General features: G+C 74.4%; 15 protein-coding genes. 10 read left to right on the top strand and 5 right to left on the bottom strand.

The annotated features are described in order from the left end of the window. Positions 1-17: 17 nt before the first annotated feature. Positions 18-521 (bottom strand): hypothetical protein, encoded by a 504-nt coding sequence (locus ACYVGT_RS11675; RefSeq protein WP_460857055.1) that lies wholly within the window; start codon positions 519-521, stop codon positions 18-20. Between the two features lie 169 nt (positions 522-690). Here ACYVGT_RS11675 and ACYVGT_RS11670 point away from each other — a divergent pair, with 169 nt between their 5' ends. Both ACYVGT_RS11670 and ACYVGT_RS11665 read left to right on the top strand, forming a co-directional pair. Continuing rightward, the gene (locus tag ACYVGT_RS11670; protein ID WP_460857053.1) at positions 691-2,166 is read left to right on the top strand and encodes an amidohydrolase; all 1,476 of its coding nucleotides are present in this window, start codon (positions 691-693) and stop codon (positions 2,164-2,166) included. Between the two features lie 164 nt (positions 2,167-2,330). Further along, entirely contained in the window at positions 2,331-2,711 is a 381-nt protein-coding gene (locus tag ACYVGT_RS11665) for a VOC family protein (protein ID WP_460857178.1), read from the top strand. A gap of 73 nt (positions 2,712-2,784) precedes the next feature. Here the strand turns inward: ACYVGT_RS11665 and ACYVGT_RS11660 are convergent, their stop codons facing one another. Beyond that, on the bottom strand, positions 2,785-3,699 hold the full coding sequence (locus tag ACYVGT_RS11660) for a TetR/AcrR family transcriptional regulator (protein ID WP_460857051.1): 915 nt from the start codon (positions 3,697-3,699) through the stop codon (positions 2,785-2,787). Between the two features lie 207 nt (positions 3,700-3,906). Here ACYVGT_RS11660 and ACYVGT_RS11655 point away from each other — a divergent pair, with 207 nt between their 5' ends. From ACYVGT_RS11655 to ACYVGT_RS11630, 6 genes are all read left to right on the top strand, one after another. Next, complete coding sequence (locus tag ACYVGT_RS11655; RefSeq protein ID WP_460857049.1) at positions 3,907-4,350, top strand: hypothetical protein; 444 nt, start codon at positions 3,907-3,909, stop codon at positions 4,348-4,350. Positions 4,351-4,842: 492 nt separating this feature from the next. Further along, entirely contained in the window at positions 4,843-6,507 is a 1,665-nt protein-coding gene (locus ACYVGT_RS11650; protein WP_460857048.1) for a sensor histidine kinase, read from the top strand. 93 nt (positions 6,508-6,600) lie between these two features. After that, complete coding sequence (locus tag ACYVGT_RS11645) at positions 6,601-7,023, top strand: roadblock/LC7 domain-containing protein (RefSeq protein WP_460857046.1); 423 nt, start codon at positions 6,601-6,603, stop codon at positions 7,021-7,023. Further along, positions 7,020-7,379: a DUF742 domain-containing protein gene (locus ACYVGT_RS11640; RefSeq protein ID WP_460857043.1), complete on the top strand. Its 360-nt coding sequence runs from the start codon at positions 7,020-7,022 to the stop codon at positions 7,377-7,379. The genes ACYVGT_RS11645 and ACYVGT_RS11640 overlap by 4 nt, the downstream gene beginning before the upstream one ends. Continuing rightward, on the top strand, positions 7,360-8,001 hold the full coding sequence (locus ACYVGT_RS11635) for a GTP-binding protein (RefSeq protein ID WP_460857040.1): 642 nt from the start codon (positions 7,360-7,362) through the stop codon (positions 7,999-8,001). Before ACYVGT_RS11640 ends, ACYVGT_RS11635 begins: the two co-directional genes overlap by 20 nt. Next, complete coding sequence (locus tag ACYVGT_RS11630; protein WP_460857038.1) at positions 7,998-9,239, top strand: cytochrome P450; 1,242 nt, start codon at positions 7,998-8,000, stop codon at positions 9,237-9,239. Before ACYVGT_RS11635 ends, ACYVGT_RS11630 begins: the two co-directional genes overlap by 4 nt. Positions 9,240-9,451: 212 nt before the next feature. Here the strand turns inward: ACYVGT_RS11630 and ACYVGT_RS11625 are convergent, their stop codons facing one another. Next, positions 9,452-10,672, bottom strand: coding sequence for a cytochrome P450 (locus tag ACYVGT_RS11625; protein WP_460857036.1), 1,221 nt, complete (start codon positions 10,670-10,672; stop codon positions 9,452-9,454). Between the two features lie 533 nt (positions 10,673-11,205). Here ACYVGT_RS11625 and ACYVGT_RS11620 point away from each other — a divergent pair. After that, positions 11,206-12,225 (top strand): SDR family NAD(P)-dependent oxidoreductase, encoded by a 1,020-nt coding sequence (locus ACYVGT_RS11620; protein ID WP_460857035.1) that lies wholly within the window; start codon positions 11,206-11,208, stop codon positions 12,223-12,225. A gap of 128 nt (positions 12,226-12,353) precedes the next feature. Then, positions 12,354-12,884, top strand: coding sequence for a hypothetical protein (locus tag ACYVGT_RS11615; protein ID WP_460857033.1), 531 nt, complete (start codon positions 12,354-12,356; stop codon positions 12,882-12,884). Positions 12,885-12,951: 67 nt separating this feature from the next. Here ACYVGT_RS11615 and ACYVGT_RS11610 read toward each other — a convergent pair whose 3' ends face one another. Together ACYVGT_RS11610 and ACYVGT_RS11605 are read right to left on the bottom strand one after the other, a co-directional pair. Beyond that, positions 12,952-13,581 carry a response regulator gene (locus tag ACYVGT_RS11610; protein ID WP_460857031.1) on the bottom strand — a complete coding sequence of 210 codons (630 nt, stop codon included), beginning with the start codon at positions 13,579-13,581 and terminating at the stop codon, positions 12,952-12,954. Then, positions 13,578-14,864 carry a sensor histidine kinase gene (locus ACYVGT_RS11605; protein ID WP_460857029.1) on the bottom strand — a complete coding sequence of 429 codons (1,287 nt, stop codon included), beginning with the start codon at positions 14,862-14,864 and terminating at the stop codon, positions 13,578-13,580. Before ACYVGT_RS11605 ends, ACYVGT_RS11610 begins: the two co-directional genes overlap by 4 nt. Between the last annotated feature and the right edge of the window lie 139 nt (positions 14,865-15,003).

Raw genomic sequence — 15,003 nt, 5'->3', positions numbered from 1 at the left:
TGGTCGGCGGATCCCGGTCAGCCGGGCCGCCGGCCGGGACGCTGGGCGCGGCACGGGACTGCCGCGTCCAGCCGCTCGTAGACGAGGCTGGTGGCCGCGGCATAGATGGTGTGGTGCAGCAGGTCCAGGGCGATCTCCTTGGTGCCCCACTGCCACCCCGGCGGCGCCGCTCCGGTCGCGGGGAGCATCACCTGCTCGCCGCCCCAGACGGCGGCCAGGTGCGCTGCCGCGGCCGGGGCGCCGCGGAGCCCGGTGGCGCCGAGCACGCCGCGCACCGCGCCCCACCCGGTGCCGTATCCCCAGTGCACGAGAGTGCCGAACCGGCCGCCGTCGCCCTCGTCGGCCGGGCGCACGCCGAGCACCCGGCCGGCCGCGGTCGCCGGTGCGGCGCTCGCGGGGCGGCCGCGCAGCCGCATCTCGACTGTGCTGGAGACCGTCATGGCCGCCGTACCCGCCAGTCCGGCGAGCAGCCCGCGGCCGACCGCCGAGGAATACCGGGCGAGCAGCGCAGTCGTCGTCATGCCTTCAGGATCGCGCGGTGGGGCCGCAGCGGGCGGATCCCACGCCGAAGACCCGCGCTGCCCGGTGCGGCACTGCGCTGCGCCGCGCGGCGCGGATGGCGCACAATGCCGACCAGGGTGGTGCCGCTGCGACGCCAGTGGCCTCTGAGCAGACGCGGAAGGAGCACGGGTGGATCGGGCGATGCTGCTGCGCAATGTGCGCTGGGGGCCGGGCGGGCCGGTACGGGACGTGCGGGTGCGGGATGGGCGCGTCGCCGCGATCGGGGAGCCGGGGGCGCGGGCCGACGGCGAACCGGTGGCCGACGGCCGGGGCGGAACGCTGCTGCCGGGCCTCGTCGATGCCCACGCCCACCTGGGCCAGTGGGCCGAGCACCGCAGGCGGGTGCCACTGGAGGCGGCGGACTCCGCGGCTGCCGCGGCGGCGCTGATGGCGGCGGCGGAACGCCGGCCGGAGCTGCTCCTGGGCGCGGGCTTCCGCGACGCGCTCTGGCCGGACGCACCGCACAAGGACCTGCTCGAAGCTGCCGCGCCCGGCGTGCCGATGGCGCTGCTCTCCAACGACCTGCACACCGTCTGGCTCAGCCCCGCCGCGCTGCGCCTGCTCGGCCGCGACCATGCGACCGGCGTCTTCACCGAGGCGGAGTGCTTTGCCGTGACGGCCGGGCTGCCCTCCGCCGGCGAAGCGGAGCGCGACGCCTGGGTCCTCGAGGCAGTGCAGGCGGCCGCCGAGCGCGGCGTCACCCGCATCGCCGACTACGAGATGGCCGATACGGCCGCCGAGTGGCTGCGGCGCAGCGGGGACCGGCGCCCGCCAACCCGGATCAGCTGCATCGTGGCCCGGCACCTGCTGGACAGGGTGATCGGCCGCGGCCACCGCACCGGCACCGTGCTGGACGACGGCGGGCTGCTCACCGTCGGGCCGCTCAAGCTGTTCGCCGACGGCTCGCTGAATACCCGCACCGCCGCCTGCGACGATCCCTACCCCGGCTCCTGCGGCGCCGGCGCGCACGGCCTGCTGGAGCTGCCGTTCGACGAGCTCGTGCCGCTGATGGAGCGGGCGGCCGAGCACGGCCTGGCGCCGGCGGTGCACGCGATCGGCGACCGCGCCAACCGGGTGGCGCTGGATGCGTTCGCCAAAGTCGGCTGCCGGGGCCGGATCGAGCACGCGCAGCTGCTGGCCCCCGGCGAGGCCGAGCGGTTCGCCCGGCTCGGCGTGGTGGCCGGGGTGCAGCCGGCCCACGCCCCGGACGACCGCGACGTCGCCGAGCAGCTGTGGTCCGGCCGTACCGGGCGCGCCTTCCCCTACGCCGACCTGCTCGCGGCCGGCGCGCGGCTGGAGTTCGGCTCGGACGCGCCGGTCGCGCCGCTGGACCCGTGGGACGGGATCGCGGCCGCGGTCGCCCGGACCGACGACGAGCGTCCGCCGTGGCACCCGGAGCAGGCGGTCAGCCTCGGCGCCGCACTGGCCGCCTCAGCGGACGGCCGCACCGCCGTCCGCGAGGGCGATGCGGCCGACTTCACCGTCACCGCCGATGACCCCGCCGTCCTCGCCCCAGCCGACCTCCGCGCCGTCCCGGTCCTCCTCACCGCGGTGGACGGCCGGCCCACCGCGGGGCCGCTGTCGGCCGCCCTCTGCGGCGGCTGATGACGCGCGGGCTGCGGCGGCCAGGGCCGGACGGCTGCCCCGAGCGGGTTATCCACAGGCTGGGGGCAGGCGCTCTTCCCCGCGGACTCGGCACCGGCTAGGGTCGCGGTCGTTGCTCCGGGCCGTCGGCTCCGGAGGGAAGCCCGATGGAGAGCAGGTGGCGCATGGCGTGCCGGATCAGCGAGCTCGTGCTCGGCTGCCGCGACCCGCAGAAGCTGGCGCGGTTCTGGTGCGAGGTCCTGGACTTCGTCGTTCTCGACGAGGAGGACGACGGCACCCTCGAAATCGGGCCGCGGAGCGGGTTCGGCGGCGCGCAGCCGACGATCATCCTGAGCCGCCGGGACGAGCCCGAGCCCGGCAAGCCCCGGCTGCACATCGACGTCAACGCCACCGACCGCGACCACGAAGCCGAGCTCGAGCGCCTTCTCGCCCTCGGCGCGCGCCCTGCCGACGTCGGCCAGACGGGCGACGAGCCCTGGCACGTCCTGGCCGACCCCGAGGGCAACGAGTTCTGCCTGCTGCGCGCGCGGATCGCCCAGATCTGAGCGGCCGGCCGGGCGCCGCCGAGCCCCGCCGGACGGGCCGCTGCCGCAGGTGGCCGCTGACGGTCCCGGTGCTTCAGCTGCGGCCGTCCCCGTTCCGGGCGCGGCCGGACGGTGCCGCCGGCGGAGCCGCAGCCGGGAGTACCGTGCCGTCCCAGCCGGCTTCGATGGTGCGGCGGACACCAGCGAGGCGCGCGTCGTCGAAGACCGCGCCGGAGTCGGGCTCCAGGTAGGCGGTGAGCAGGGCGGCCAAGCCCAGGGCGGGGGTGGTCCAGTCGGCGTCCCCGGGAGCCCCGAGGGGGTTGGCGCGGACCGTGTCGGCGGTCAGGCCCGGGTGTGTGGGCACCGCCGCGACCAGCCCGCGCATCAGCGCATTGGCCAGGTCGGCCAGAGCGCGGAAGGACGCGCCGGGGCGCAGCCGCAGCCCGAGCAGGCCGGCCGTGGCCGCGTAGCTGCCGGCCAGCCGGTCGCCCAGCGCCGCCTCGGACGCGGTCAGCGCCTCCTGCACCTCCGACCGGAACGCGCCGTCGGCCAGGCTGAGGAACGTGGCGTGCAGCGCGAAGTAGGTCCGCCATTCCGGCGAGGAGTGGAAGCCAGCGACCTCCCGCGGCGCGCCCTGCCGCAGGATCTCGCCGACCAGGGCGAGCCGCAGCTGCGGGGTGCGGAGCCAGTCGAGGCGCTCCAGGATGATCCGGTGCATCCGCGCGACCGCGTCCGCGTCGAACCCGCCCACCACCGGGCCGTCGCCGCGGGCGAGCTCCCGCAGCAGGTCGCTGAAGAACAGGTCCTTGTAGGGCCAGCGCCGGTAGACCGCGCTGCGCGACACACCGGCCGCGCGGATCACGTCCTCGAACGCCAGGTGGTCCAGGCTCACCGTGAGGCCCTCGGCGTTCACCGCCTCCTTGGCGGTGTCCAGCATCCGGCGCTCGGTCTCCGCGTCGGAGAGCCTGCGCCGCCGCCGTGTCGCGCCGGTCGCTGCGGGCGGCTCCATCGGACCTCCTGGCACGCTCGGGTCCTTGCGGCGTCCGGAGAGCGGCGTGCGCCGCTGACCGCATCGGGCTGCGGAAAACACGGAACCCCAAGTCCCGCAGGCCCGCCGATTCTACGCGGAGCCGCCCTCCTGGGCGGCACGCCCGCGGCCGGTACCGGCCCCGGAATCGGCGCTGCTGAGAGACTGTCAAACCCTAGAGTGGCGGCCATGCGGTTCCCCGTCCCCCTCGTCTGCGCGGCCGTGTCGGCGCTCGCCTTCCTCGGCATGTTCGCCCTGCTGAACAGCGAGAGCACGGTCTCCTACGGGGAGCCGGGCGAAGAGGCGGCCAGCGGGCCGCTGGGGACCGACACGGCGGACGTCGACGAGCCCTTCGTCATCGAGTGCGACTCCGTACTGCACGGCTGGGCGCGATCCTGGAACGACGACGTCCGAAGCCTGGACGACGCCCTTCCGCCGCACAGCGGATACAGCATCGAATCGGACTCCATGCCGTCCTCGGCGGGGCCCGAGGTCGTGAACCACTGCGGGCAGATCCGCACCGGCACGGCGGGGGCCGCTGCGCTGCTCGCCGTGCCGGCTGCGGTGGCCGGCGCCGCCGCCGTCGCGCTGCGGAGGCCGGGCCGGCTGCCGGAGCCCCCGGCCCCCGGGTAAATGCGCGCCACCCATTCCCGCGCGGAGTGTGGCCCATCTGATACGGAAAGCCAGATGGCAGAGCGCGCGGGGCGGTTTGCCGTCATATGGGGGATTTCGGGACCAAAGTCCTAATCCGTTCATTATTTGTCATTGCCGACCAATGGGGTGGAGCGCTGCCCCGATTGATTTTCGCGTGCGGCGGATCTTTGTTGCTTTCGGGTATTCGGTCCGGGTTGAAAGCCCTAGGATGTGAACGCCGCCACTGGCGATATTGCACCGATGAATACCGGCGTGCGCTGGAATCGTGTGCGGGATCCGCACGCAACCGAAGATCCGGCCGCACGGGTGCGCTGCGCGGTCCGCACGGACCCACCCTCTCCGCTGCCGCCGCCCGCTCCGCGGCGCTCTGGCCGCGCCGTCCGATCGCCGGCGATGCAGCTGCCAGCGAGAAGGTGCAGCCCCAGCGTCCGGATTCCGCCCTGCCGCGAAAGGGACACGAGGTACATTCGCATGTCGGAAGCCCTACCCGCCCCGCGCCGCGCCCCGATGGGCCGCGCCGTCCTGGCTGCGTCGGCCGCCCTTCTGGTCGGCGGCGGCATCTGGACGTGGGTCACGCTCTCCCTCGGCAGTGGCCAGGTCGTTGTCGGCCTCGCCGCCGCCATCAGCGTCATCCTGTCCGTCCTGGCCGTCTTCGCCGCCGTCCTGCGGTCCGGTGAAGCCTCCGCCATCGAGCGCGACTACACCTCCGCCTGCGCCGAACTGCGCACGGTCCGCGCCGCCGCCGAGCGGTCTGCGGCCGAACTCTCCGCACTCGTCGACACCACCGCCCCCGCCGCCGTCGCCCGGCTGCGTGAGGGCGCCGCAGCCGACACGGTGCTCACCGAGGCCGACCGCCCCGACGACGAGCTCCACCGCCGCCTGCTCGAACTGCTGGTCCGCGAGATCGCGGTCGGCGAGCGCCGCCGCGCCGCCGCGACCGCCACCACTGCGAACGCGGCCGGCCGCGTGCAGGCGCTAGCCACCCGCACCCTCGCCGACCTGCGCGACATGGAGGAGCACGCCTCCGGCGACCTGCTCGGCGAGCTGCTCAAGGTGGACCACGCCATCGCCCAGACCGGCCGCGTCGCGGACAGCATCGCGGTCCTCTCCGGTGCGCGCTCCGGCCGCCGGTGGACCAAGCCGATCCGGATGGAGTCGATCCTCCGCGGTGCCATGGGCCGGATCAGCGCCTACCGCCGGATCCGCGTGCACTCCAGCAGCCGGGCCGCGGTCGCGGGCTACGCCGCCGAGGACGTCATGCACGCGGTGGCCGAGCTGATGGACAACGGCACCCGGTTCTCGCCGCCCTCGGAAGAGGTCCACGTCTACGTCGAGGACTCCACCAACGGTGCCGTCATCAGTGTCGAGGACGGCGGCCTCGGGATGAAGCCGCAGGCGCTGGAGCGCGCCGAGCAGACCGTGTCCCGGGACGCGCCGCTCGACATCGCCAAGCTCTCCGGCTCGCGCCTGGGCCTGGCCGTCGTCGGCCGCCTGGTCCGCAAGCACCGGCTCAACGTGTTCTTCCGGCCGTCGTCGCGCGGCGGGATCGGAGTCGTCCTGCGGATCCCGAACCACCTGATCACCCAGCTCTCCGACGACGACCTGCTCTCCTCGCCGTCCCGCGGGCGCCGCCGGGCCGCCTCGACCGCGGTCCCCACCAGCACCGGCCCCGTCCTGTCCACCGCGCAGCCGACCGCCCCTTCTGCTATGTCCTCTTCGTTCTCCGGCCCCGCCCCGTCCGCCTCCCCGCCGGCTGCGGTGCCCCCGGTTGCGCCGCCGCCCGCCGCGCCGGCCGCTCCCGCCGCGGAGCCTGCCGCCGCCCCGGCCCGGGAGTCCGGGCCGGCCGTCGCGACCCCGCAGCCGCCGCCTGCCGCCCCCGCCGCTCACTCCGCTGACGACGCCGCGCCGCCCGGTGGTGCCGGAGAGCGCCGCACGCTGCCCCGCCGCCCCCGCGGCCGCAGCCTCGACGACGTCCCCGCCGCCGCCCCGCCCCCGGAGCAGCAGGCGCGGCGCAAGACGGACCTGGGTGCCCGCTTCGGTGCCTTCCAGGCGAGTCGGAACCCGTCGAAGGACCGGTCGGCCGCTGCGCCCGACCGGCCCGAGGCCGGCCCGTCGGAGGCGGACGGCGAAGCCTGATCCGCCCCCCGCGTCGAATCGCACCGATCAGATTGGAGCTGGGGGCCCACGCGCCGGCGGGACGGCGCTCGCCCCACCACGCTTATGGACGCCATGGACACGACCAACGCGAACCTCGACTGGCTGCTGGAGAACCTCGTCGCCGATACACCCGGCGCGCGGCACGCGCTGGTGCTCTCCCGCGACGGGCTCAAGCTCTGCCACACCCCCTCCCTCGGCATTGACCAGGCCGACCAGCTCGCCGCGATCGCGGCCGGAGTGCAGGCGCTGGCCGGCGGCGCCTCGGCCGAATTCGGCGACGGGAGCGGCGGCGTCCGCAACTCGATGACCGAGTTCCACGGCGGCATCCTCTTCATCGTCGAGGCGGGCGCGGGGGCGCACCTCGCCCTCATCGCCGAGGAGGCCGCCGACGTCGGCCTGATCGGGCACAGCATGGACGAGCTCGTCGAGCAGATCGGCGCATTCCTTACCGCTGCGCCCCGGCAGGGTGCGGCGGCCGCGGGCGGGCCCCGGTGACGCCCCGCGCCCTCGACGGGGAAGACCCCGACCGCCTGTACACGGTGACCGGCGGACGCAGCCGCACCGATTCGATCGACCTCGACCTCGTCACCCTCATCGTGAGCGAGTCGGATCCCGCACCGGGGCTGCAGTCGGAGCACGTGCGGATCCTGCGCACCTGCCGGACCCCCACCTCGGTCGTCGAGCTCTCGGCTGACCTGGGCATGCCGGTCAGCGTCGTGAAGATCCTCATCGCCGACCTGCTGGACACCGGCAAGGTCTCGGCGCGGCGCCCGTCTCGCGCCGCGGCGGGGACCCGGCTGCCCGACCCCGCGTTCTTGAAGAAGGTGCTCGTTGGCCTCAGCAATCTCTGACACCTCACCCTCGACCGCAGCCGGACCGGACGCCGGCGAGGAACGCGCACCGCTGCGCTCCACCGCTGCGGACGGCGTCAAGATCGTCGTCGTGGGCGGCTTCGGCGTCGGAAAGACCACCCTGGTCCGCGCCGTCAGCGAGATCCGGCCGCTCAGCACCGAGGAGGTGATGACGCAGGCCGGCGCCGACATCGACGACACCTCCGGCGTACAGGGCAAGAACTCCACCACGGTCGCCTTCGACTTCGGCCGGATCAGCCTGGACGAGGAGCTCGTCCTCTACCTGTTCGGCGCGCCTGGCCAGAAACGCTTCTGGTTCCTGTGGGACCAGCTCTTCGCCGGCGCGCTCGGTGTCGTCGTGCTGCTGGACACCCGGCGGATCGAGGACTCCTGGTACTCGATCGACCGGCTCGAGGCGCACGGCGTCCCGTTCATCGTCGCCTGCAACCGGTTCGGCGGGGAGGGCCACAGCGTCGACGAGGTGCGCGACGCCCTGGAGCTGCCCGCAACCGTTCCGGTCATCGACTGCGACGCGCGCGACCGCGAGTCGGCGCGCGAGGTTCTGATCACGCTCGTCCACCACCTCCACACGCTGTCCGCCGCCCAGGAGGATCCGCAGTGACCGATTTCCGCACCCCGCCCGGTCCCCACGAGGCCCGGGTCCCCTTCTACGGAGCCGAGTTCAACGGCGACCCGGCCACCGTCTACCGGGAGATGCGCCGGGCGCACGGCCCGGTCGTCCCGGTCCTGCTCGACGGCGACGTGCCGGCCTGGCTGGTCATCGGCTACCGGGAGATCCACCAGGTCACCGAGGACGACGACCTGTTCGCCCGGGACACCCGGCGGTGGAACCAGCTGAAGAACATCCCCGACGACTGGCCGCTCGCGCCGTACGTCGCCTACAACCCGTCGATCATGTTCACCGAGGGGAACGAGCACCGCCGCCGCGCCGGCGCCATCGGCGGCGCACTGTCCTCGGTGGACCAGTTCGACCTCCGCATGCACTGCGAGTACGTGGCCGACCGGCTGATCGACGCCTTCGCCGGCCGCGGTGAGGCCGACCTGTTCGCCGAGTTCGCCCAGCAGATGCCGCTGCTCGCGGTCGCGAAGATGTTCGGCATGCCCGACTCGGAGGCTCCGCAGCTGGTCCGCGACGTCGCCATGTCGCTCGATGTCGGTCCCGAGGCGATGCCCGCCTACCTCCGGGTGCAGGACACGATGACCGCGCTGGTGGCCCGCAAGCACGAGGACCCGGGGTCCGACGTGCCCTCCCGGATGATCGCGGACCAGGCCGGGCTGACCGACGCCGAGATCATCCAGGACCTGGTGACCGTGCTGGCCGCGGCTCAGCAGCCGACCGCCAACTGGATCGCCAACGGGCTCCGGCTGATGCTCACCGACCAGCGGTTCGAGATGACCATGGCGGGCGGGCGCGGCAGCGTCGGGCAGGCGCTGAACGAGGTGCTCTGGCACGACACGCCCACGCAGAACTTCATCGGCCGGTATGCGTCCCGCGACACCACGCTCGCCGGGCGCCGGATCGCCGCCGGCGACATGATCGTGCTCGGCCTGGCCGCCGCCAACGCCGACCCGCACGGCACCCTCGAGGCCGACAGCGACCTGCAGACCAACCGGGCCCACATGTCGTTCGGGCACGGCGAGCACGGCTGCCCCTACCCGGCGCCGGAGGTGGCCGAGGTCATCGCGCGCGCCGCGGTCGAAGTGCTGCTCGACCGGCTGCCCGACGTGGATCTGAAGGTGCCCGACTCGGCGCTGGTGTGGCGCCCGTCGGTGTGGATGCGCGGGCTGGAGAGCCTGCCGGTGGTCTTCTCGCCGACCTACACCTCCGGCTCGCTGTAGCGGTCCGGGCGGGCCGGCCGCCTCCGGGGGCGGGCCCGCAGCCGGGAAGCAGATGTGGCCGGGGCGCCGCGGAGACCCGCGGCGCCCCGGCCACATCTGCACTGCGCCCCTGCCGCCCGCTGCCCGGAGGGCGGCGGGCAGGTGCATCCCCGGCGCAGGGGGCACCGCTCGGAACGAGGGTCCGTGCGGCGCCCCGTGCACCCGGGAGCCGGTCAGCCGGCGGAGGGCGTGAAGCGCACCTTCAGCGTCTTCGGGCCGCGGGTGAACAGGCCCTCCTCGGCGCCGTCCTCCTCCGGGTCGAGCTCCAGGTCGGGCATCGCGTCGAGGAGCATGTCGATGCCGATCTCCATCTCGGCCTTGGCCAGCAGCGCGCCGACGCAGAAGTGCCGTCCGAGGGCGAACGCGAGGTGGTCGGCCGCGGCGGAGAACGACGTCTTGGTGGGCAGGTCGGCGCGGTGGATGTCGAACCGGTCCGGGTCGGCGAACCGCCGCGGGTCCCGGTTGGCCGCACCGATCAGGCAGGTGGCGGTGGCCCCTTCCGGGACCGTGCCGGTGGACAGCACCACGTCCTCTTCCGGCTGGCGCATGATCATCTGCACCGGCGGCGTGTAGCGGAGCGTCTCGGCGAAGGCCGGGGTGATCAGATTGCGGTCTGCGCGGACTGCCGCAAGCTGCTCCGGGTGCGCGATGAGGTTCTTGAACAGCAGCGCGACGGCCTTGTCCGTGGTCTCGCCGCCGGCCGCCAGCAGCAGGCTGACGAACGCCTTGATGTCCTCGTCGCTCAGCTGCTCGCCGTCGACCTCGGCCGCGCACAGCTCCGACAGCAGGTCGTCGCCGGGGGACTGGCGCCGCTCCCGGATGATCGGGAGCATGTACTCAGCCAGCTCATCGTGGGTGCGCAGGCCGGCTGCCGTCACCTCGGGGTCCTGGGAGAGGTTGCCGAGGAAGCCGATGATGTCGGTGTACCACTTCTGGAACCGCTCGTGGTCGGACTTGTCGAGGCCGAGCATGTCGACGATGACGTTGATGGGGAAGCGCCGCGCGAAGTCGTTCACCAGGTCGGCGCGGCCTTCGGCGCGGAACGTGTCGATGAGTTCGCGCGCATTGCGCTCGATTACCGGGCGGAACTTCTCCTCCAGCTCCTTCCCGCGGAACGCCGGCGCGACCAGGGCGCGCTTGACCGCGTGCTCCCGGCCGCTCATCTGCAGGATGGTGCGCCCGTGGACCGGCTCCAGCTGCCACGCGTAGTTCTGCGTGGTGAACGTGCCGTCCTTGAAGGCGCGCTCGACGTCCTCGTAGCGGGAGACGATGTAGGCCTGCGTCCCTTCGTGCCAGAAGAGCGGCGCCTCCTCGAGCATGGTGCGGTAGGCCGCGTAGGGGTCGGCCGCGAACTCGGGGGAGAGGAGGTCGGGGAAGCCTTGGGTGGTGGGCATGCGGCACCTCGTCAATAGATCGATCACCGATTCGCCCATTTTGTCAGCCATGTGGGCGGTGTCGAGTGGGCCGGGGCGACAGATCGTTCAAATGGGATCGCTGTTCGGATTTCGGTCTCCTAACCTTTTCTTTCCGGCAGGTCACATTTCGGTGAAACCGCACATCGTCCCTTGTTGTACCGCCTTTTTCGCCCCGCTCGGGAACTCTCTCAGCGCTGAATCAGAACCCGGCGCACCGGACCCCCGCAAGGGCGGGTCTGACTTCTCCGAAAAAGAGGTTCCGGGCGTTCACCGTGTGTGCCCGGGACGCGTGTCTCCGGGACGCACGGAGCCGCAACCGGGCGGCCGCCAGGGGTGAGCCGCGCCGGTCCCGGGCCCGTGCGGAGCCATCGAACCGCAGGCCGGCGCGGGGCGGCCCGCAACGGGTGCGGCGCCGTAGGGACGCGCGGCCGGGGGAGTAGCGTGCGGGCGGACCCGGCCGGACCGGCGTCCCCGAACGACCGCGACCGGGCCCTGCCCGGGGAGGAGATCCCATGACCCAGGAATCCGCGCCGCTCACCGCAGCCAGCACCGTAGGCGAGTGGTTGGACGACCCCCGCGGCGCGCGGGCGCTGCAGGGGCTGCTGGAGCAGGCCGGAGTGGGCGCCGACAGCCTCGCCCCGGTCCGCAGCCTGCCGCTCGCGCAGCTCGCGGAGATGAGCGGCGGGGCCCTCGGCCAGGAGACGCTGGACGACCTGGTCCGGCAGGTCAACGGCGGTGTGCTCCCGGAGGCGGAGGCGGTAGCCGGATGGCGGGAGCGGATCGTCCCGGAGCGCTTCGCCGGCCGCACCGTGATCGTGACCGGCGCCGCCTCCGGCATCGGTCGCGCCACGGCGTCGCGCGTCGCCCGGGAGGGCGGCCGCGTCATCGCCGTCGACGTCGCCGGCGAGGGCCTGGACCGGTTCGCCGCCGACCACGCGGACGGCGACGTCGTTCCGGTGCGCGCCGACCTGACCCGGGCCGACGACATCGCTGCCGTCACCGGCGCCGCCGGAGGCCGCATCGACGGGCTGGCCAACGTCGCCGGCATCAGCGACGATTTCGCGCCGCTGCACGAGGTCGCCGACGACGCCTGGGAGCGCGTGTTCGCGATCAACGTGGACGGCCTGTTCCGGCTCACCCGCGCCGTCCTGCCAGCGATGCTGGAGGCGAAGCGCGGCTCGGTGGTGAACGTCGCCTCAGAGGCGGGGATCAAGGGGTCGACGGCGGGGACCGCCTACACCGCGTCCAAGCACGCGGTCGTCGGAATCACGCGCAGCGCGTCCTTCATGTACGGGGCCTCCGGCATCCGGGTCAACGCCGTCGCACCCGGTGGCGTGGCCACCGGAATCTCGCCCGGCGGCGGCACGCTGAACGACTTCGGCCGCGGCCGCACCGGGCCGATCCTCGGCACCATCCCGCCGATCGCGCTGCCCGAGCACCTCGCCGCCTCGATCACCTTCCTCCTCAGCGACGACGGGATCAACGTCAACGGCGCCATCCTGCCCTCCGACGGCGGCTGGTCGGTGCAGTAGGCGCCGCCGGGCCCGGCGGACGGCTCCGGCCGCAGGGGGAGCGGGCACCACCCCTGGTCGGGGGCTCCGCGCCCGTGCGCGCGGGGCCGCTGCGCGCGAGGCTCGGTGGTGCACCGAGAGGAGCGCCGATGCTGAACGAGCAGCGCACACCGGCCGCGGCGCCGGCACCCGCAGCGGAAGACCGCGGCAGCCCCCGCCCCGTCCAGGGCAGCGGCAGCCGTCCCCGTCCCCGGGCGGTGCTGGTGGCCGCCGCCCTCTGGGCCGCCGCGCTCGGCGCCGGGGCTCTGGAGACCGCCCTGGGTGCGGTACAGGAGCTCACGGCACCGACCGGTATGCCCGCACCGGCCCTCGCTGCGGCCATCGCCCTGCGCGCCGCCGTCACCGCCGCGTTCGGAGCAGTCGCCGTGCTGCTGTGGCGCGGGCGCCGGTGGGCGCGCCCCGTGCTGGCCCTCTCGCTCGGGGTGGTCGGGCTCGCCACGCTGGTGGGCGCTCCGCTCGCGGAGATCGTGTCCGGGGCGGGGCCGGCCCAGGCGTTCGGGGTCGGGGAGACGCCGCCGGGGTTCCTCGCTGTGCGGGTGATCCACATCGCCGCCGTCCTCGGAGCGACCGGGGCGATGTATGCCCCCTCGGCCGGCCGCTATCTCGCACAGCGCCGGTGAACCGGCCGGCCCTCCGCGCAGTCCGCCGCCCCGCCCCCCTGCGGTGGGCGGCACGGCGCGGCCCGGGTCAGCCCGGGGTCCCGAGGTCGCCGCGGGAGATGGCGGCCGCGACGGCGGCGGCGCGGTCGCTGACGCCGAGCTTGGCGTAGGAGTGGGCCAGGTGCGTCTTCACGGTGGCCTCGCTGATGAAGAGGCGGCGCGCGGCCTCCCTGTTGGTCGCACCCTGCGCGATCAGGCCCAGCACTTCCCGCTCGCGGGGAGACAGCGGCTCCGGTGCGGGCTCCCGCGCGCGGTCCACGAGCCGCGCCGCGACGCTCGGCGACAGCACCGGCCGGCCCTCCGCTGTGGCCTCGACCGCGGCGAACAGCTCCTCTTTCGGAGCGTCCTTCAGCAGGTAGCCGGTGGCTCCCGCCGCCACCGCCGGCAGCACGTCCGCGTCGGTGCCGTACGTCGTCAGCACCAGCACCCGCGCTCGGGCGCCGCGCCGCGCCAGGTCCCGGATGGCGGCGGCGCCGCCGGCGCCGGGCATCCGCAGGTCCATCAGGACCACGTCCGGGTCGAGCTGCACGGCGGCCGCCACTGCCGACTCGCCGTCCGCCGCCTCCCCGACCACCGCGAACCGCGGGTCCGCGCTGAACATGGCGCGCAGGCCGTCCCGTACGACCGGGTGGTCGTCCGCGATGAGCAGGGCGATCACCGCGCGCCTCCGGCGGGCGCAGCCGGGACGGAGACCGACAGCGCCGTCCCGCTGCCGGCCTCCGACTCGACTGCGAGCAGGCCGCCGAGCCGCTCGATCCGCTGCCGCATCCCGGCCAGCCCGAACCCGCTGCCCGAGAGCGGTTCCGGCACGCTCCCGGGATCGAAGCCCACGCCGTCGTCGCGGACGTCCAGCGCCACCCCGTCCTCCAGGTAGGTCAGGGTCACGCCCACCCGGCCGGCCCGCGCGTGCTTGGCGACATTGGCCAGTGCCTCCTGTGCGGCCCGCAGCAGTGCCGCTTCGGTTTCGGCGGGGAGCGGGCACGGGTCGCCGGCGACGTCGGCGGCCGCGGCGATGCCGTGCGCCTCCCGCCAGCGGCGGACGACGCCGCCGACCGCATCCGGCAGCCCCGCCGCGTCGGCCAGCGGCGCCGGCGCGACCGCCCGCACGGTCCGGCGGGCCTCCGCCAGGTTCTCGCGCGCCAGCGCCATCGCGGTCGCGACCCGGCGGCGGGAGTCCGGTGCCGCAAGATCGGCTTCGGCCGCCTGCAGCTGGGTGAGGATCCCCGCGAGGCCCTGCGCCAGCGTGTCGTGGATCTCCCGCGCGATCCGCTGCCGCTCGTCCAGCACCCCGGCCGCGCGCGCCTGGGTGAGCAGCTGCGCGTGCAGGTCCGCGTTCTCCTCCAGGGCGGACTCCAGCGTGGTGTTGGCCTTGTGCAGGCCGGCGAGTGCCTCCTGCTGCTGCAGTGCATAGCGCTCGATGGTGTCCATGGCGGCGAAGCAGGCGGCCGCCATCGCGGTGCTGGCCAGGTAGATGATGCCTGCCAGCCACCAGTCGCCCGAGTCGGTCCGGGCCAGGCCGCCCAGGTAGGTGACGACCATGGGGAGCGACGTCGCGGCGGCACCGGCGTAGCGCAGGCGCCCGCGGAGGAAGGTGTAGGCGTGCGGATAGCCGGCGAAGGCGTACAGCCCGTACCACGGGGCGACCGCGACCAGGGCTGCCGCGAACAGCATCATGCCCGCGTAGTAGACCTGCATAAGGCGGGGCTGCGCCTGCCGGGCCGGGCGGAGGGTGAGGAACCACGCGGTCCAGGCGGCCGCCGCCGCGGAGAGCCCCAGCGCCAGCGGCAGGTCCACCGGTGCCGGCGCGGACAGCGTGATGAGTGTCGCCGCGGTCAGCAGGGCGTAGGGCGCATGCGCGACGGCCACCGTCGCGCGGCGGTCCCACCGGTCGAACTCGCGGCGCAGGTCGGCTCCTGGGCCGGTTCCCGTGCTGCGCTGCACCGTGCTCCGGTGCACTGCTGGTGCTGTCTGCTCGACGTCCCGATCCACCCTGCCGCCCGCCTGCCGCCTCCGTGTGCGCTCCCATCGTCGGCCCCCGGGGACGGCGGCGGAATCCTCCGATCGGCTGATACCGGCTACC

It is taken from the genome of Nocardiopsis coralliicola, assembly GCF_054779695.1.
Note: the sequence above shows the minus strand (reverse complement) of the source record. Positions and strands in the feature narration are given on the sequence as shown.